We start from the raw sequence: 17,864 nt of genomic DNA on the forward strand, positions 1-17,864 counted from the left end.
ACCGTAGGTCGGGTAAGCGAAGCGCCACCCGACAAAAAACGGCACAGAAGGTTAAATACCTGACTAAAACAGTCAAGTAAATAGTTGACCATTTTAGTCAGGAATGTCAGACTTGGCCCTGCTATGCAATACCCCATTTTACTATAAAAAACCCCGGGCAGGGGCGAGTTTGAGGTTAAGTAAGACATGAGACTGACATCTAAAGGGCGTTATGCCGTGACCGCGATGCTGGACGTTGCGCTCAACTCCGAAGCGGGCCCGGTTCCGTTGGCTGATATTTCTGAACGACAAGGGATCTCCCTCTCTTATCTGGAACAGCTGTTCTCCAGACTGCGTAAAAATGGACTGGTTTCCAGCGTTCGTGGCCCAGGCGGCGGTTATCTGCTGGGTAAAGACGCGGGCAGTATTGCAGTTGGTGAAGTCATTAGCGCAGTTGACGAATCCGTTGACGCGACCCGTTGCCAGGGTAAAGGCGGCTGCCAGGGCGGCGATAAATGCCTGACCCACGCGCTCTGGCGCGATCTGAGCGACCGTCTGACCGGCTTCCTGAACAACATCACCCTGGGTGAACTGGTTAATAACCAGGAAGTTCTGGATGTCTCTGGTCGTCAGCACAGTCAGGATTCCCAACGCAGCACCCGCGCGCAGGACGCTATCGACGTCAAACTGCGCGCGTAATAAAAAGATAAGTATTTCAGAATCAGGCCGGGGCGGTCACGCCCCGTGTACTCGGTCGTACATCCAGCCGGTTGCCTGATTCCTTGCATTGAAGCGATGTACGGAGTTTAAAGAGCAATGAAATTACCGATTTATCTCGATTACTCCGCAACCACGCCGGTGGACCCGCGTGTTGCCGAGAAAATGATGCAGTGTCTGACCCTGGACGGAAACTTTGGTAACCCAGCTTCCCGTTCACACCGTTTTGGCTGGCATGCTGAAGAGGCGGTCGATATCGCCCGTAATCAGATTGCTGACCTGGTGGGTGCCGACCCGCGTGAGATTGTTTTCACCTCCGGTGCGACCGAATCCGACAACCTGGCGATCAAAGGTGCAGCCAACTTTTATCAGAAAAAAGGCAAGCACATCATCACCAGCAAAACCGAACACAAAGCCGTGCTGGACACTTGCCGTCAGCTGGAGCGTGAAGGGTACGAAGTGACCTATCTCGCGCCACAGAGCAACGGTATTATTGACCTGAAAGAGCTCGAAGCGGCCATGCGTGATGACACCATTCTGGTTTCCATCATGCACGTCAACAACGAAATCGGCGTGGTACAAGACATCGCGACCATCGGCGAAATGTGCCGCGCGCGCGGTATCATCTACCACGTTGACGCGACCCAGAGCGTGGGCAAACTGCCTATCGACCTGAGCCAGCTGAAAGTGGACCTGATGTCCTTCTCCGGCCACAAAATTTATGGCCCAAAAGGTATCGGCGCGCTGTACGTTCGTCGTAAACCGCGTATCCGCATCGAAGCACAGATGCACGGCGGCGGTCACGAGCGCGGCATGCGTTCCGGTACGCTGCCTGTTCACCAGATCGTGGGCATGGGCGAAGCTTACCGCATTGCAAAAGAAGAGATGGAAACCGAGATGGCACGCCTGCGCACGCTGCGTAACCGTCTGTGGGATGGCGTGAAAGATATGGAAGAAGTGTATCTGAACGGCGATCTCGAGCAGGGCGCTCCGAACATCCTCAACGTGAGCTTCAACTATGTTGAAGGCGAATCGCTGATCATGGCCCTGAAAGACCTGGCCGTTTCTTCCGGTTCCGCCTGTACGTCTGCAAGCCTTGAGCCATCCTACGTGCTGCGCGCGCTGGGCATGACTGACGAGCTGGCGCACAGCTCTATCCGTTTCTCTTTAGGTCGTTTCACTACCGAAGAAGAGATTGACTACACCATCAAGCTGGTTCGTAACTCCATCGGCCGTCTGCGCGACCTTTCTCCACTGTGGGAAATGTTCAAGCAGGGCGTGGATCTGAACAGCATTGAATGGTCACATCACTAATCGGTACATAAGGAGAATTCAATCATGGCATACAGCGAAAAAGTCATCGATCATTACGAGAACCCGCGCAACGTTGGCTCTTTTGACAACAGCGATGAATCTGTCGGTAGCGGCATGGTCGGTGCACCGGCGTGTGGCGACGTGATGAAGTTGCAGATTAAAGTCAACAATGAAGGTATCATTGAAGACGCGCGCTTCAAGACCTACGGCTGCGGTTCTGCTATTGCTTCCAGCTCCCTGGTCACCGAATGGGTGAAGGGCAAGTCTCTGGACGAAGCACAGGCAATCAAGAACACGGATATTGCTGAAGAACTCGAACTGCCGCCGGTGAAAATTCACTGCTCTATTCTGGCAGAAGACGCGATCAAAGCCGCCATTGCGGATTACAAAAGCAAACGTGAAGCAAAATAATTGAGGTTTGAGTATGTCGATTACCCTTAGCGACAGCGCTGCCGCGCGAGTAAGCTCTTTTCTGGCGAACCGTGGTAAAGGCTTTGGCCTGCGACTGGGCGTACGTACCTCCGGCTGTTCTGGTATGGCTTACGTACTGGAGTTTGTTGATGAACCGGCGTCTGACGACACCGTGTTTGAAGACAAGGGCGTGAAGGTGGTGGTCGATGGCAAAAGCCTGCAATTCCTCAACGGCACTCAACTGGACTTCGTAAAAGAAGGCCTGAACGAAGGGTTCAAATTCACGAACCCGAACGTCAAAGACGAGTGTGGTTGCGGCGAAAGCTTCCACGTTTAACCGCGCGTCATCCGAAACCCCACCGTGGCTTACCTGCTACGCGTGGGGTTTGTTCTAACAGGCTACCCCTGAGATTGTTATGGATTACTTCACTCTCTTCGGACTACCCGCTCAATACCCGATTGATCTCCAGGCGCTGACGATCCGTTTTCAGGATCTGCAACGTCAGTATCATCCGGATAAATTCGCCAGTGGCACGCAGTCAGAGCAATTGGCTGCGGTCTCGCACTCTGCGACCATCAACCAGGCCTGGCAGACGCTGCGCCATCCGCTGGCGCGTGCAGAATATCTGCTTTCGCTCCACGGCTTTGATCTCGCGAGCGAGCAGCACACCGTGCGCGACACCGCGTTTCTGATGGAACAGCTGGAGCTTCGCGAAGAGCTCGATGAGATTGAACAGGCCAAAGACGAAGCGCGTCTGGAAAGTTTTATCATGCGCGTGAAGGGCATGTTCGATACCCGCCATCAGCAGATGGTGGAGCAACTGAACAACGAGACCTGGGACGTGGCGGCAGATACTGTGCGCAAACTCCGTTTTCTCGATAAACTGCGAAGCAGTGCTGAACAACTCGAAGAAAAGCTGCTCGATTTTTAATTTCGGAAGCAATTATGGCCTTATTACAAATTAGTGAGCCTGGCTTAAGTGCCGCACCGCACCAGCGTCGTCTGGCGGTGGGTATTGATCTGGGCACCACCAATTCCCTCGTGGCGACCGTGCGTAGCGGCCAGGCGGAAACGCTGGCTGACGAGCAGGGCCGCCATCTGCTGCCTTCCGTGGTCCACTACCAGCAGCAGGGACACGCGGTAGGTTATGACGCCCGCGCAAACGCCGCGCGCGATCCGGCCAACACCATCAGCTCCGTGAAGCGCATGATGGGCCGCTCGCTGGCCGATATCCAGACCCGCTATCCGCATCTCCCTTATCAGCTGCAGGCAAGTGAAAACGGCCTGCCGATGATCGCGACGGCGGCTGGCCTGCTGAACCCGATTCGTGTTTCTGCTGACATCCTCAAAGCGCTGGCAGCGCGCGCAACGGCGACGCTTGGCGGCGATCTGGACGGCGTGGTCATAACCGTTCCGGCCTACTTTGACGATGCACAGCGTCAGGGCACTAAAGATGCCGCACGTCTGGCGGGTCTGCACGTGCTGCGCCTGCTGAACGAACCGACGGCGGCGGCGATTGCCTACGGCCTCGACTCCGGTCAGGAAGGGGTGATTGCGGTCTACGATCTCGGCGGCGGTACCTTTGATATCTCGATCCTGCGCTTAAGCCGCGGGGTGTTTGAAGTGCTGGCGACCGGCGGGGATTCCGCGCTGGGCGGTGATGACTTCGACCATCTGCTGGCGGATTACATCCGCGAGCAGGCGGGCATCAGCGATCGCAGCGATGCACGCGTTCAGCGTGAACTGCTGGATGCGGCCATCGATGCCAAAATTGCGCTGAGCGATGCGCAGACCGTTACCGTAAATGTTGCGGGCTGGCAGGGCGACATCACCCGCGACCAGTTCAACGACCTGATCGCTGCTCTGGTAAAACGCACGCTGCTGGCCTGCCGTCGCGCATTGAAAGATGCCGGCGTTGAGGCCAGCGAGGTGCTGGAAGTGGTCATGGTTGGCGGCTCCACCCGCGTGCCGCTGGTGCGCGAACGCGTGGGCGAATTCTTTGGCCGCACGCCGCTCACCTCCATCGACCCGGACAAAGTGGTTGCCGTAGGTGCCGCTATCCAGGCCGATATCCTGGTCGGCAACAAGCCGGACAGCGAAATGCTGCTGCTGGACGTCATCCCGCTGTCGCTGGGGTTAGAAACCATGGGCGGCCTGGTGGAGAAAGTGATCCCGCGTAACACCACCATTCCGGTGGCGCGCGCGCAGGAGTTCACCACCTTTAAAGACGGCCAGACCGCGATGTCCATCCACGTGATGCAGGGCGAACGCGAGCTGGTGCAGGACTGCCGCTCGCTGGCGCGCTTTGCGCTGCGCGGTATTCCGGCGCTGCCTGCGGGCGGGGCGCATATTCGCGTTACCTTCCAGGTGGATGCGGACGGCCTGCTGAGCGTCACGGCGATGGAAAAATCTACCGGCGTTGAATCGTCCATCCAGGTGAAGCCGTCCTACGGCCTGACCGATGGCGAAATCGCCTCCATGATCCAGGACTCAATGAGCTACGCCGAGCAGGATGTGAAGGCGCGTATGCTGGCGGAACAGAAAGTGGAAGCCGCACGCGTGCTGGAGAGCCTGAACGGCGCGCTCGCTGCCGATGCCGCGCTGTTAAGCGCCGCTGAGCGCCAGGTGATTGACGACGCTGCCGCGCGCTTAAGCGCAGTAGCAGAAGGCAATGACGCTGACGCAATAGAAGAAGCCATTAAAAACGTTGATAAACAAACCCAGGACTTTGCTGCTCGCCGCATGGACAAATCTGTCCGCGTCGCGCTGAAAGGCCAGTCCGTGGACGAGGTTTAATATGCCAAAGATTGTAATTTTGCCTCATGCGGACCTCTGTCCGGATGGCGCTGTTCTGGAAGCGAAGACCGGTGAAACCATTCTCGATGTTGCCCTGCGTGCAGGTATCGAAGTGGAACACGCCTGTGAAAAATCCTGTGCCTGCACAACGTGCCACTGCATCGTGCGTGAAGGTTTTGACTCGCTGGCCGAGAGCACCGAAGACGAAGACGACATGCTGGATAAAGCATGGGGTCTGGAGCCAGACAGCCGCTTAAGCTGCCAGGCCGCGGTGACCGATGAAGATCTGGTCGTGGAATTCCCACGCTACACCATCAACCACGCACGCGAGCATTGATATGGGACTGAAGTGGACAGACAGCCGTGAAATCGGCGAAGCGCTCTACGACGCGAACCCGGATCTCGATCCGAAGACCGTACGATTCACCGACATGCACCAGTGGATCTGCGATTTAGAAGATTTCGACGATGATCCAAACGCATCCAATGAAAAAATTCTGGAGGCGATTCTGTTAGTCTGGTTAGATGAAGCAGAATAAAAAACATAACGGGCTGCCTTCAGGCGGCCCGTTTGCTAGTTGCTAATAAGGAAAAATAAAATGACCGAAGCGATGAAGATTACGCTCTCGAATCAGCCTGCTGACGCGCGCTGGGGCGAGAAAGCCACCTACAGCATTAACAACGACGGCATTACCCTGCACCTGACGGGCAACGATGATTTGGGCCTGATCCAGCGCGCCGCGCGTAAAATTGACGGCCTGGGCATTAAACACGTCTCTCTGGAAGGCGAAGGCTGGGATACCGACCGCAGTTGGGCATTCTGGGCAGGCTACAAAGGCCCGAAAGGCACTCGCAAAATCGAGTGGGCCAACCTTGATGAAGCCGGTCAGAAAGAGCTGGAAAGCCGTCTGAACATAATCGACTGGGTGCGCGACACCATCAACGCACCGGCGGAAGAGCTGGGGCCGGAACAGCTGGCGCAGCGCGCGGTTGACCTGCTGTGCGGCGTGGCCGGTGACAAAATGTCCTACCGCATCACCAAAGGTGAAGACCTGCGCGAGCAGAACTATATGGGTATCCACACCGTGGGCCGAGGTTCTGAGCGTCCTCCTGTATTGCTGGCGCTGGATTACAACCCAACCGGTGATAAAGCAGCGCCAGTATTTGCCTGCCTGGTCGGTAAAGGCATCACCTTCGACACCGGCGGCTACAGCCTGAAGCAGAGCGCGTTCATGGACTCTATGAAGTCCGACATGGGCGGCGCGGCGACCATTACCGGCGCGCTGGCATTCGCTATCACCCGTGGCCTGAACAAGCGCGTGAAGTTGTACCTGTGCTGCGCGGATAACATGGTTAGCGGTAACGCCTTCAAGCTGGGTGATATCATCCGCTACCGTAACGGCAAAAACGTTGAGGTGATGAACACCGATGCGGAAGGCCGTCTGGTGCTGGCCGATGGCCTGATCGACGCCTCTGCCCAGAAGCCAGAGCTGATTATCGACATGGCGACCCTGACCGGCGCGGCGAAAACCGCCCTGGGCAACGACTACCATGCGTTGTTCAGCTTTGATGACAAGCTAGCCTCTCGCCTGCTGGCAAGCGCTGCCGCTGAGAACGAGCCGTTCTGGCGCCTGCCGCTGGCCGAGTTCCACCGCAGCCAGCTGCCGTCTAACTTTGCCGAGCTGAACAACACCGCGAGCGCGGCGTACCCGGCGGGTGCAAGCACCGCAGCAGGCTTCCTGTCCCACTTCGTTGAGAACTACCACGAAGGCTGGCTGCACATCGACTGCTCTGCAACTTACCGTAAAGCGGCGGTTGAGCAGTGGTCCGCGGGCGCGACCGGTCTGGGCGTGCGTACCGTGGCGAACCTGCTGACGGCTGAGTAATCTTTTTTGCCGGGTGGCGCTACGCTTACCCGGCCTACAAAATCCGTAGGCCCGTGCAAGCTTAGCGCCGCCGGGCAAGTGTGAAGTAGCCAAACTATGTCAGAAACCAAAAACGAATTAGAAACCCTGCTGGAGCAGGCTGCAACCGAGCCGGCCCACCGTCCAGCATTTTTCCGCACGCTGCTGGAATCCACCGTCTGGGTGCCGGGCACCGCTGCGGAAGGTGAGCAGGTTGTCGAGGACAGTGCGCTGGATCTCCTGCACTGGGAGAAAGACGACGGCTCTTCGGTGATCCCGTTCTTCACCTCGCTGGAAGCGCTGCAGAAGGCCGTTGAAGACGAACAGGCGTTCGTGGTGATGCCGGTGCGCACCCTGTTTGAAATGACGCTGGGTCAGACGCTGTTTCTCAACGCGAAGCTGCCGACCGGAAAAGAGTTCACGCCGCGTGAAATCAGCCATCTGATGGGTGACGAGGGCAATCCGCTCAGCACTCAGGAAGTGCTGGAAGGGGGCGAAACGCTGCTGCTGTCTGAAGTGGCTGAACCGCCCGCGCAGATGATCGATTCCCTGACCACGCTTTTCAAAACGCTCAAGCCCGTCAGGCGCGCGTTCATCTGTTCTATTAAAGAGCGCGCAGACGAACAGGCTGTGCTGCTGATCGGTATTGAAGCCGATGGCGATATCGACGACATCATTCAGGCCGCGGGAAGCGTGGCTACCGACACGCTGCCGGGCGATGAGCCGATTGATATCTGTCAGGTGAAGAACGGTGAGAAGGGCATCAGCCACTTTATTACCGAGCACATCACGCCGTTCTACGAGCGTCGCTGGGGTGGCTTCCTGCGCGATCTCAAAACCAACCGCATTATCTGATTACGGCGGGGTGAATATCACCCCGTTGCTTCCAGCAGCAGTAAATCCATCAGCAGCACCAGATTCGACTCAAACGACGTTACTCCTGCGGCTTCGGCGGCGAAGTGTACCGCTTCGTCATAGAGGGCAAAGTGCACGTCCGCCATCCCCGCCAGCGTATTGGCCGAGGCGCGGGTAAACGCGACGATCGTCATGCCCACGTTTTTGGCAATCCGCGCCTTATCCAGCACCTGTTCCGTTTCGCCGCTGCGCGAGACGGCAATAAACACCTGATAGCGGGCGGCGTTGCTGAGGAAAATATTCCGACTATCCCCCGGCCCGGAGATAAACGCCGTTTTGCCCAGCACCTGCAATTTCTTGGTCAGGTACTCTGCAAACAGATAGGAAAACCCGGCGCCGTAGAGAAAGAAGCTCTCTTTATGGCGCAGCAGGTCGGCAAACTGCTGGCGTTTGTCGTGGGTGACCCACTGAAAGGTGTGCTGATAGTTGGCGATAAACTGATTAAAAAGCGCCGGCAGTTCAGGATGCGATTGCCCCTGAGCGGCAATGTGCGGCGTGTCTGAGAGCAGCTGTTTGCAGTGCCAGATAAACTCGCTAAAACCGCTGAACCCCAGCTTCTGACACAGACGCATTATGGTGGCGGTAGAAACGAACGTCGCCTGCGCCAGCTCGCGAACCGTAATATTGCCCACCAGCAGCGGATGCTCCGTGAGATGGGCGAGAACGCGATACTCCGCGCGGGTCAGGGATGCCCCGCGCGTTAACAGCGTGGCCAGGCGGTTATCCATTATTTCGCCGGTTCAACCGGCAGGTCGTCACGCGCGCCCCATTCGCTCCATGCGCCGTCATAGAGCGTGACGTCATTTACGCCGAGCGTAGCGAGCGCCAGGATCGCCACGCAGGCCGTTACGCCGGAACCGCAGCTGGCAATAATCGGACGGTGTAAATCCACGCCCGCACGATCAAAAATGGCGCGCAGCTCGTCGGTGGTTTTCAGTTCACCCTCAAATACCAAATCGCCCCACGGCACGTTCAGCGCGCCCGGAATGTGGCCGCGCTTGAGCCCCGGACGCGGTTCATCCGCTTGCGCATTGAAGCGTGGTGCTGGGCGAGCATCGACGATTTGGGCCGTTTTTTCATGGCTCACGACCAGCACGTCGGTCAGGCGTTTCACCACGTGAGCGTCGAACGTGGCATCGAATTCGCCTTCCGGCAGCGTCACGTCGCCCTGCTGAAGCGGCAGCTCGTCACGCTTCCAGCCTGCGAGGCCGCCGGCCAGAATCGAGACTTTCTCCACGCCGAAGTTTTTCAGCATCCACCACGCGCGCGGCGCAGAGAAGAGGTTACCTTCGTCATAAACAACGAGGTGTTTGTCTTTGCTGACGCCCAGCTCGCGCATCGCCACGGAAAACGCTTCCGGGCGCGGCAGCATGTGCGGCAGAGGAGAGGTGTGATCGGAGAGGGCTTCAATATCAAAAAATACCGCGCCAGGCAGATGTCCTGCGCGGTATTCACCGGGAACGTCGCGATGTTCTTGCCCAGGAGGGGCCATACGCGCGTCAATAATCTGAACTTCCGGATCGTCGCCGTGCTCAATCAGCCAGTCGGCGGCGACAAAATATGAGGTGGACATGGGTTGCCTCCATTCTTTTCCGTAAAAAAGGATTGTCGGTGTTTTTTCTGACACCGACAAGCAAACCACGTTCAACTCGCGAGCAAGCCCCTATTTTTTCACCGCTTCGCCGTCCTGCCAGGCTTTTTGCAGCGCAGGCCAGTAGTCGCGGTTGGCCTCAATCATCTCATCGAGAATCGCTTTTGCATGTTCCATGGTCGGCACGGTGCGGTTGAGGGTGAATGCCTGAAGGGCTTTCTCGTAGCTTCCTTCGATAGTCGCCTCTACCAGAAGCTGCTCAGAGGCGAGCTGCTGTTGCAAAAGGGTCTGATGGAACAGCGGCACCTGGCCGACGCGAATCGGTTCCGGACCCTCGGAGGTAATATAAGCGGGGACTTCCACCACGGCATCGTAAGGCAGGTTGGTAATCGCACCGCGGTTTTCCACCATCACCAGATGGCGGCTCCGCAAGTTAAAGGCCAGCGAGCAGGCGACGTCAACGATAAATTCACCGTGGACACCCACGTGGAAGGCATCCGGCAGGATCCCGGTACGCTTATATTCTTCGGCGGCGGCAAACAGCTTTTTCTCGCGCCCGTCCATCACTTCATTGGCGCGGGTATAGTCCGGGTTCTGATGCTCCACAATCTGGTTTGGCATCAGGTAGTACTGCAGATACGGGTTCGGCAGATACTCCGGGAAGTTGTCCATGATCGGCTTAATGTTGCGCCAGGTCTTCACCCATGACGGATCGGAATGCTGCGGATCGGTTTTGGCCGCATCTTCCGTCAGCAGGCCAAACTTCGCGATATGCTTACGCAGCTCCGGCAGCTTGTCCTCGCCGTCCACCAGCACGCGGGTAAACCAGCCGAAGTGGTTCAGACCGAAGTAGTCGACCTCCAGCTTGTGGCGATCGACACCCAGAATCGCCCCCATGTTACGCATCGCAGCCACCGGCATATCGCAAATGTTCAGCACGCGCGCGTTCGGGCGCAAACGCCGCACGCCTTCTGCGACGATCGCCGCCGGATTGGAGTAGTTCACGATCCAGGCTTTTTCATGCGCGTAGCGATCCACCAGATCGATAAGCTCCACCATCGGCAGGATCGTGCGTAGGCCATACGCCAGGCCGCCTGGCCCACAGGTTTCTTGCCCAACCACGCCATGACGCAGCGGGATCTTCTCGTCCTGCTCGCGCATCCTGTACTGGCCGACGCGCATCTGGGCGAAGACGAAATGCGCGCCGCTGAAGGCCACTTCCGGGTCACTGGTGACGGTAAATTTGATGCTCTGGCTGTGGTCGCGAATGACCTTCTCGACGACGGGCGCAATGGTGTTCTGACGCGCCTCGTCGATGTCATAAAGGCGGATTTCGGCCAGCGGGAAATCCTGCAGACGCACCATCAGGCTTTTGACAATACCCGGCGTGTAGGTGCTACCGCCGCCGGCGATCGACAGAATGAATGGGGGTGTAAACATCTTTAGCTCCTTTCAGAGAAACGTCTCAACGGCTTCTCGCATTTTTTTGACATGCAGCCCGTAGACCACCTGAACGTTGTTACCTTGTTTGATAATCCCTTTCGCGCCGGTCGCCTTCAGGCGCGGCTCGTCGATGAGGTTGACGTCCTTCACCGTGACGCGCAGACGGGTGTAGCAGTTATCCACCACTTCAATGTTTTCCCGGCCGCCCAACCCCGTCACGATGGATTCGCCCAGCCCGTCGTTATTGCCTTTGGCCTGGTACTCCTGCTTGCTGTAGAGGCGCGTCTCCCGATCGTCATCCTCACGTCCCGGCGTCTTCATGTTGAAGCGCAGGATCAGGAAGCGGAACACCGCGAAGTAGAGAGCGAACATGATCAGCCCGACCAGGATGTACATCGGCCAGTTGGATTTTTCCGTACCGAGCGGCAGGTTGTAGAGGATGAAATCAATGACCCCGTTAGCGCCGATGGCGTGAACGCCCAGCAGCGAGAACAGCATCATGCCGATGCCGGTCAGCACCGCATGCACCACGAACAGCAGTGGGGCGACAAACAGGAAGGAGAACTCAATGGGTTCAGTGACGCCGACCAGCAGAGAGGTGAGCGCTGCCGGGATCAGAATCGCCTTTGCCGGCGCTTTGCGCTCCGGCTTTGCCGTCATATACATCGCCAGCGCCGCCGCAGGCAGGCCAAACATTTTGCTGATGCCGCGGGCATCCCACACCACCGTGCTGCTGAGCTGCTTCACCTCCGGGCAGGCCATCTCGGCGAAGTAAATATTGCGCGCGCCCTGATAAACCGTGCCGCAGACCTCCTGCGTGCCGCCCAGCTCGGTATACAGAAACGGGGTATAGACCAGGTGATGCAGGCCGGTAGGCACCAGAATGCGTTCCAGGAAACCGTAGATTGCCACACCAAACGGCCCGGAGCCTTTGATGGCCAGCGCCAGGGCGCTGATGCCGTGCTGGGCAAAGGGCCACAGCTCACTCATCACCACGCCGAGCAGCATGGAGACGGGGAGCATCACAATGGCGACAAAACAGTGGCCGGAGTAAATTGCCATCGCGCCGTTAAACTGTACGCCGGAATATTTGTTGTACAGATAGCCGGAAAGCGCCCCGGTCAGGATCCCTGCAAACACACCCATCTCCAGCACCTGCACGCCCAGAACCATCGTCTGCCCGGCCGCTTTCATCTGGGCCGCTGGCGCCAGTGCACCCTGGAGCTGTAGCGTGACGTTCATGGCGTTAATGAACACGACAAAGGTCACCAGGCCAATCAGCGCGGCATAGCCTTTATCGTGCGTCGCCAGACCAATCGGGATGCCGACGGCAAACACCAGCGCCAGGTTGACCAGCACCGACACGGCAGATTTCGCGATAAGCTGACCAAGGTGCTGAATCAGTGGATGGCCAAGAAACGGCAGGTATTCAGCGAGGTTACCGTTACCCAGCACGTTACCAAAGGCGATAAACAGACCGACGATCGGTAAGATCAGCACCGGTCCGTACAATGATTTTCCGAAATTTTGTAGGGCGTTCACGGCTCGTTTCATGGCTTTCTCTCTTATTGAACCGCGCACTCGGCGTGCGTCATGGTTATAAAACTAGCAGCCTTCAGGCACGCTTATCCATCTATCTTATTGTTTTAAAAACAAATGACCTGAAAGGTAACATGTAACGTTTGGGGTTGTGATCGGTGTAGCATTGCCGGGAGGCAGAAGGTGAGCGTTCTGCGAGGCGCATTCAGGATTCTAAAATTGGACTTTTTGAATTAATGAAACTTGCGGATAATACTTATCCGGACGACGACCAACAGGCCCCATAGGCCAGGGACAAAGGATGAAACCGTTTCGCTTAGCCGCGATCTCTCTCGCGCTGCTTACTACGTTTACGCTTGTCGGCTGTGATAACAGCGACGATAACACTCAGTCTGCGGCTCCCACCGCCTCCACCCCATCGACACCAAAAGCCGCGGAAAAGCCCGACGCTGAAAAGCTGGCAAAACTGGCGGCGCAGAGTCAGGGTAAAGCGTTAACCCTGCTGGATGTCTCTGAAGTGCAGCTGGACGGCGCTTCAACGCTGGTGCTGACATTCTCTGTTCCGCTGAATCCCGATCAGGATTTCGCGAAAACTGTGCATGTCGTGGACAAGAAAAGCGGCAAGGTTGATGGGGCGTGGGAACTTGCGCCTAACCTGAAAGAGCTTCGCCTGCGTCATCTGGAGCCCAACCGCAACCTGGTCGTCACCGTTGAACGTGACCTGCAGGCGCTGAACAAGGCGACGTTCGGCATTGATTATGAAAAAGCCCTGACCACCCGGGACGTTGAACCCACTGTTGGTTTTGCCAGCCGCGGCTCGCTGCTGCCGGGCAAAGTGGTGGAAGGTCTGCCGGTGATGGCGCTTAACGTCAACAACGTGGACGTGAATTTCTACCGCGTGAAGCCTGAATCGCTGGCCTCCTTTGTCAGCCAGTGGGAATACCGTAACTCGCTGACCAACTGGGAATCTGACAACCTGCTGAAGATGGCGGAGCTGGTTTACACCGGTCGTTTCGATCTTAATCCGGCGCGCAACACGCGTGAAAAATTGCTGCTGCCTCTGAAGGATATTAAGCCGCTCCAGCAGTCTGGCGTCTATATCGCGGTCATGAACCAGGCGGGGCACTACAACTACAGTAACGCCGCGACGCTGTTTACCTTAAGCGATATTGGCCTGTCCGCTCACCGTTATCACAACCGCCTGGACATTTTTACCCAGAGCCTGGAGAACGGCGCGGCGCAGTCCGGCGTGACCGTTACCCTGTTGAACGATAAAGGGCAGACGCTTGCCGAAGCGAACAGCGACGGCGATGGCCATGCAAAGCTTGAGACCGACAAAGAAGCCGCGCTGATCCTGGCCAGTAAAGACGGCCAGACCACGCTGCTCGACCTCAAGCTGCCTGCCCTCGACCTGGCGGAATTCGACATTGCAGGTAGCCCTGGCTACAGCAAGCAATTCTTTATGTTTGGCCCACGCGATCTCTACCGCCCGGGTGAAACGGTGATCCTTAACGGTCTGCTGCGCGACAGCGACGGCAAGCCACTTCCCGACCAGCCCGTGAAGCTTGACGTGCTGCGCCCGGATGGACAGGTCGCGCGCACGATTGTCGTCAAGCCAGAGAACGGACTCTATCGTTTTAACTATCCGCTGGACAGCGGGGCGCAGACTGGCATGTGGCATATCCGCGCCAACACGGGGGATAACCTGCAGCGCTTGTGGGACTTCCACGTCGAAGATTTTATGCCTGAGCGTATGGCGCTCAACCTGACGGGACAAAAAGCACCGGTTTCACCGCAGGATAACGTCGACTTTAACGTGGTGGGCTATTACCTGTATGGGGCACCGGCCAACGGTAATTCTCTGCAGGGCCAGCTTTTCCTGCGTCCGCTGCGTGACGCGGTAGCTGCGCTGCCGGGCTTCCAGTTTGGCGATATCGCCGAGGACAACCTGAGCCGCAGTCTGGATGAAGTTCAGCTCACGCTCGATGAACAGGGCCGTGGGCAGGTTTCCACCGAAAGCCAGTGGAAAGAGGTGCACTCTCCTCTGCAACTGATCCTGCAGGCCAGCCTGCTGGAGTCGGGCGGTCGTCCGGTGACGCGCCGTGCTGAGCAGGCCATCTGGCCGGCGGCGGAGCTGCCGGGTATCCGCCCTCAGTTTGCCAGTAAAGCCGTTTACGATTACCGCACCGACACTACCGTTAACCAGCCGATTGTCGATGAGAACGGCAACGCCAGCTTCGACATCGTGTATGCCGATGCCAGCGGGGCGAAAAAAGCCGTTTCCGGGTTACAGGTTCGTCTGATCCGCGAGCGTCGGGACTATTACTGGAACTGGTCCGAAAGCGAAGGCTGGCAGTCGCAGTTTGATCAAAAAGATCTGATTGAAGGTGAGCAGGAGCTGGCCCTTAAGGCCGATGAAACCGGCAAAGTGACTTTCCCGGTTGAGTGGGGCTCTTATCGTCTGGAGGTTAAAGCGCCGGATGAGATGGTCAGCAGCGTACGCTTTTGGGCGGGCTACAGTTGGCAGGATAATAGCGACGGCACCGGGGCTGCGCGTCCTGACCGCGTGACGCTGAAACTGGATAAGCCAGCGTATCAGCCAGGGGATACCATCAATCTGCACATTGCAGCGCCGGCCGCAGGCAAGGGCTATGCAATGATCGAATCCAGCGAAGGGCCGCTGTGGTGGAAAGAGATCGACGTACCAGCAAACGGGCTTGATCTCGCAATCCCGGTCGACAAGGCCTGGAAACGTCACGATCTCTATCTCAGCACGCTGGTGGTTCGTCCTGGGGACAAATCCAAATCCGCCACGCCGAAACGTGCGGTCGGCCTGCTGCATCTGCCGATGGGCGACGAAAATCGCCGCCTGAATATTGCGCTGGATAACCCGCAAAAAATGCGTCCAAACCAGACGCTCTCTTTGAAGGTGAAAGCCAGCGTGAAAGAGGGCGCTGTGCCGCAGAAAGTGAATGTCCTGGTCTCGGCGGTGGACAGCGGTGTGCTGAACATTACCGATTACGTTACGCCAGATCCGTGGCAGGCTTTCTTTGGTCAGAAGCGCTACGGCGCGGATATCTACGATATCTATGGCCAGGTTATTGAAGGCCAGGGCCGCATGGCCGCGCTGCGCTTTGGTGGCGATGGGGATGAGCTGAAGCGCGGCGGTAAACCGCCGGTGAACCACGTCACCATTATCGCCCAGCAGGCGCAGCCAGTTACGCTTGATGCCAACGGGGAAGGTACCGTTACGCTGCCGATTGGCGATTTCAACGGTGAGCTGCGCCTGATGGCGCAAGCCTGGACGGAAGACGATTTCGGCAGCAGCGAAAGCAAGGTTGTGGTAGCCGCACCGGTCATTACCGAGCTGAATACTCCGCGCTTCCTGGCAAGCGGGGATACCTCGCGGCTGACGCTGGATCTCACCAACCTGACTGACAGGCCGCAAACGCTAAACGTCGCCCTGACCGCAACCGGCAAACTGTCGCTGGAAGGCGCACAGCCGCAGCCGGTGCAACTGCCGCCGGGCGCACGGACCACCCTGTTTATTCCGGTGCGTGCGCTGGACGGCTATGGTGACGGTGAAGTGACCGCGCAGGTGACCGGCCTGCAGCTTCCAGGTGAGACTTTCGCACCGCAGCAGAAGAGCTGGAAAATCGGCGTGCGTCCGGCGTTCCCGGCACAGACGGTGAATACCGGTACCATGCTGAACCCAGGTGAATCCTGGACTGCTCCAGGGCAGCATATCGACGGTTTCTCTCCTGCCACCCTGCAGGGGCAACTGTTGCTGAGCGGCAAACCGCCGCTCAACCTGGCGCGCTATATTCGTGAACTGCAGGCGTATCCATATGGCTGCCTGGAACAAACCACCAGCGGTCTGTTCCCGTCGCTCTACACCAACGCGGCGCAGCTCACTGCGCTTGGCATCAAGGGAGACACCGATGACAAGCGCCGTGCGGCCATTGATATTGGCATCTCCCGTCTGCTGCAGATGCAGCGTGAAGACGGTGGGTTCGCGCTGTGGGATAAAAACGGTCCGGAAGAGTACTGGCTGACGGCCTACGTGACCGACTTCCTGGTGCGCGCGGGCGAGCAGGGTTACAGCGTACCTGCCGATGCAGTGAATAACGCCAATAGCCGCCTGCTGCGCTATCTGCAGGATCCGGGCATGATGTCCATTCGCTATAGCGACGATACGCAGGCCAGCAAGTTCGCCGTGCAGGCCTATGCCGCGCTGGTACTGGCTCGTCAGCAAAAAGCGCCACTGGGTGCGCTGCGTGAAATCTGGGAGCGTCACGGGCAGGCGGCTTCCGGGCTGCCGCTCATGCAGCTGGGTATGGCGCTTAAACTGATGGGCGATGCCCCGCGCAGCCAGCAGGCGCTGGATCTGGCACTCAAAACGCCGCGTAACGACAGCAAAACCTGGATGGCCGATTACGGCAGCCAGCTTCGCGATAACGCGCTGATGCTCTCTCTTCTGGAAGAGTACAAGCTGCTGCCGGACGCGCAAAATACGCTGCTGAATGTGCTGTCCGAACAGGCCTTCAGCCAGCGCTGGCTGTCCACCCAGGAGAGTAACTCGCTGTTCCTGGCCGGACGTGCGCTGCAAACCTTGTCAGGTACGTGGCAGGCGAAAACCTCTCTGTCTGAGACCGCTTCAGGCGGCGATAAGTCACTGGTACAAAACGTGAACGGTGACCAGCTTGGCGCGCTGCAGGTAACTAATACCGGGACGACACCGCTGTGGGTTCGTCTGGACAGCACCGGTTATCCAGAAAATGCGCCTCAGCCGAGCTCGAACGTGCTGCAGGTTGAACGTCATATTCTGGCAACCGACGGCAGCACGAAATCGCTCTCTTCGCTGAAGAGTGGTGAACTGGTGCTGGTGTGGCTGGAATTGAAAGCCAGCCAGAATGTGCCGGATGCGCTGGTAGTGGATCTCCTCCCTGCGGGTCTGGAGCTGGAAAACCAGAACCTGGCGAGCAGCAGCGCCAGCCTGCAGGACAGCGGCAGCGAAGTGCAGAACCTGCTCAGCCAGATGCAGCAGGCGGACATTCAGCATATGGAATTCCGCGATGACCGCTTTGTGGCCGCTGTACCGGTAAATGAAGGTCAGCCGGTCACGCTGGTTTATCTGGCGCGCGCCGTGACGCCGGGAACTTACCAGGTACCGGTTCCGATGGTGGAGTCTATGTACGTTCCGCAGTGGCGGGCAACGGGGGCGGCCAGCGGCCCGCTGATTGTTGTTCCATAA

15 protein-coding genes are annotated in these 17,864 nt (G+C 57.8%); 11 read left to right on the forward strand and 4 right to left on the reverse strand.

Translation table 11 applies throughout. The features are described from left to right. The first annotated feature begins 186 nt into the window (after positions 1 to 186). From iscR to sseB, 10 genes are all read left to right on the forward strand, one after another. A complete protein-coding gene (gene iscR, locus PYW49_RS12975; protein WP_024908641.1) occupies positions 187 to 678 on the forward strand; it encodes a Fe-S cluster assembly transcriptional regulator IscR in 492 nt (163 codons plus the stop codon). 117 nt (positions 679 to 795) lie between these two features. After that, positions 796 to 2,010, forward strand: a complete 1,215-nt coding sequence (gene iscS, locus PYW49_RS12980) for a cysteine desulfurase (RefSeq protein WP_008502157.1) — start codon at positions 796 to 798, stop codon at positions 2,008 to 2,010. Positions 2,011 to 2,034: 24 nt separating this feature from the next. Beyond that, positions 2,035 to 2,421: a Fe-S cluster assembly scaffold IscU gene (gene iscU / locus PYW49_RS12985; protein ID WP_003860661.1), complete on the forward strand. Its 387-nt coding sequence runs from the start codon at positions 2,035 to 2,037 to the stop codon at positions 2,419 to 2,421. A gap of 13 nt (positions 2,422 to 2,434) precedes the next feature. Continuing rightward, positions 2,435 to 2,758: an iron-sulfur cluster assembly protein IscA gene (iscA, locus tag PYW49_RS12990; RefSeq protein WP_003860659.1), complete on the forward strand. Its 324-nt coding sequence runs from the start codon at positions 2,435 to 2,437 to the stop codon at positions 2,756 to 2,758. Positions 2,759 to 2,837: 79 nt separating this feature from the next. Further along, complete coding sequence (gene hscB, locus PYW49_RS12995; protein WP_320386636.1) at positions 2,838 to 3,353, forward strand: co-chaperone HscB; 516 nt, start codon at positions 2,838 to 2,840, stop codon at positions 3,351 to 3,353. A 14-nt stretch (positions 3,354 to 3,367) separates the two neighbouring features. After that, positions 3,368 to 5,218: a Fe-S protein assembly chaperone HscA gene (gene hscA / locus PYW49_RS13000; RefSeq protein ID WP_063427835.1), complete on the forward strand. Its 1,851-nt coding sequence runs from the start codon at positions 3,368 to 3,370 to the stop codon at positions 5,216 to 5,218. 1 nt (position 5,219) lies between these two features. Beyond that, the gene (fdx, locus tag PYW49_RS13005; RefSeq protein ID WP_003860652.1) at positions 5,220 to 5,555 is read left to right on the forward strand and encodes an ISC system 2Fe-2S type ferredoxin; all 336 of its coding nucleotides are present in this window, start codon (positions 5,220 to 5,222) and stop codon (positions 5,553 to 5,555) included. Position 5,556: 1 nt separating this feature from the next. Beyond that, positions 5,557 to 5,757, forward strand: a complete 201-nt coding sequence (gene iscX / locus PYW49_RS13010) for a Fe-S cluster assembly protein IscX (RefSeq protein WP_003860650.1) — start codon at positions 5,557 to 5,559, stop codon at positions 5,755 to 5,757. A 60-nt stretch (positions 5,758 to 5,817) separates the two neighbouring features. Then, complete coding sequence (gene pepB, locus PYW49_RS13015) at positions 5,818 to 7,104, forward strand: aminopeptidase PepB (protein WP_320386638.1); 1,287 nt, start codon at positions 5,818 to 5,820, stop codon at positions 7,102 to 7,104. A 96-nt stretch (positions 7,105 to 7,200) separates the two neighbouring features. After that, positions 7,201 to 7,977 carry an enhanced serine sensitivity protein SseB gene (gene sseB / locus PYW49_RS13020; protein ID WP_320386639.1) on the forward strand — a complete coding sequence of 259 codons (777 nt, stop codon included), beginning with the start codon at positions 7,201 to 7,203 and terminating at the stop codon, positions 7,975 to 7,977. A 17-nt stretch (positions 7,978 to 7,994) separates the two neighbouring features. Here the strand turns inward: sseB and PYW49_RS13025 are convergent, their stop codons facing one another. The 4 genes from PYW49_RS13025 to PYW49_RS13040 form a co-directional block, all read right to left on the reverse strand. Beyond that, positions 7,995 to 8,765, reverse strand: a complete 771-nt coding sequence (locus PYW49_RS13025; RefSeq protein ID WP_320386640.1) for a MurR/RpiR family transcriptional regulator — start codon at positions 8,763 to 8,765, stop codon at positions 7,995 to 7,997. Beyond that, positions 8,765 to 9,610 carry a 3-mercaptopyruvate sulfurtransferase gene (sseA, locus tag PYW49_RS13030; protein ID WP_134347630.1) on the reverse strand — a complete coding sequence of 282 codons (846 nt, stop codon included), beginning with the start codon at positions 9,608 to 9,610 and terminating at the stop codon, positions 8,765 to 8,767. The genes PYW49_RS13025 and sseA overlap by 1 nt, the downstream gene beginning before the upstream one ends. Positions 9,611 to 9,700: 90 nt before the next feature. Continuing rightward, the gene (locus PYW49_RS13035) at positions 9,701 to 11,068 is read right to left on the reverse strand and encodes a 6-phospho-alpha-glucosidase (RefSeq protein WP_320386641.1); all 1,368 of its coding nucleotides are present in this window, start codon (positions 11,066 to 11,068) and stop codon (positions 9,701 to 9,703) included. Between the two features lie 12 nt (positions 11,069 to 11,080). Beyond that, complete coding sequence (locus tag PYW49_RS13040; RefSeq protein WP_320386642.1) at positions 11,081 to 12,625, reverse strand: PTS transporter subunit EIIC; 1,545 nt, start codon at positions 12,623 to 12,625, stop codon at positions 11,081 to 11,083. Between the two features lie 286 nt (positions 12,626 to 12,911). Here PYW49_RS13040 and PYW49_RS13045 point away from each other — a divergent pair, with 286 nt between their 5' ends. Beyond that, complete coding sequence (locus PYW49_RS13045) at positions 12,912 to 17,864, forward strand: alpha-2-macroglobulin family protein (RefSeq protein WP_320386643.1); 4,953 nt, start codon at positions 12,912 to 12,914, stop codon at positions 17,862 to 17,864.

The organism is Enterobacter chinensis, assembly GCF_034008295.1.
GTDB lineage: Bacteria > Pseudomonadota > Gammaproteobacteria > Enterobacterales > Enterobacteriaceae > Enterobacter > Enterobacter chinensis.

Coding starts and splice junctions, on each gene's coding strand:
- iscR (WP_024908641.1), top strand. CDS start 187: ATGAGACTGACATCTAAAGGGCGTTATGCCGTGACCGCGATGCTGGAC.
- iscS (WP_008502157.1), top strand. CDS start 796: ATGAAATTACCGATTTATCTCGATTACTCCGCAACCACGCCGGTGGAC.
- iscU (WP_003860661.1), top strand. CDS start 2,035: ATGGCATACAGCGAAAAAGTCATCGATCATTACGAGAACCCGCGCAAC.
- iscA (WP_003860659.1), top strand. CDS start 2,435: ATGTCGATTACCCTTAGCGACAGCGCTGCCGCGCGAGTAAGCTCTTTT.
- hscB (WP_320386636.1), top strand. CDS start 2,838: ATGGATTACTTCACTCTCTTCGGACTACCCGCTCAATACCCGATTGAT.
- hscA (WP_063427835.1), top strand. CDS start 3,368: ATGGCCTTATTACAAATTAGTGAGCCTGGCTTAAGTGCCGCACCGCAC.
- fdx (WP_003860652.1), top strand. CDS start 5,220: ATGCCAAAGATTGTAATTTTGCCTCATGCGGACCTCTGTCCGGATGGC.
- iscX (WP_003860650.1), top strand. CDS start 5,557: ATGGGACTGAAGTGGACAGACAGCCGTGAAATCGGCGAAGCGCTCTAC.
- pepB (WP_320386638.1), top strand. CDS start 5,818: ATGACCGAAGCGATGAAGATTACGCTCTCGAATCAGCCTGCTGACGCG.
- sseB (WP_320386639.1), top strand. CDS start 7,201: ATGTCAGAAACCAAAAACGAATTAGAAACCCTGCTGGAGCAGGCTGCA.
- PYW49_RS13025 (WP_320386640.1), bottom strand. CDS start 8,765: ATGGATAACCGCCTGGCCACGCTGTTAACGCGCGGGGCATCCCTGACC.
- sseA (WP_134347630.1), bottom strand. CDS start 9,610: ATGTCCACCTCATATTTTGTCGCCGCCGACTGGCTGATTGAGCACGGC.
- PYW49_RS13035 (WP_320386641.1), bottom strand. CDS start 11,068: ATGTTTACACCCCCATTCATTCTGTCGATCGCCGGCGGCGGTAGCACC.
- PYW49_RS13040 (WP_320386642.1), bottom strand. CDS start 12,625: ATGAAACGAGCCGTGAACGCCCTACAAAATTTCGGAAAATCATTGTAC.
- PYW49_RS13045 (WP_320386643.1), top strand. CDS start 12,912: ATGAAACCGTTTCGCTTAGCCGCGATCTCTCTCGCGCTGCTTACTACG.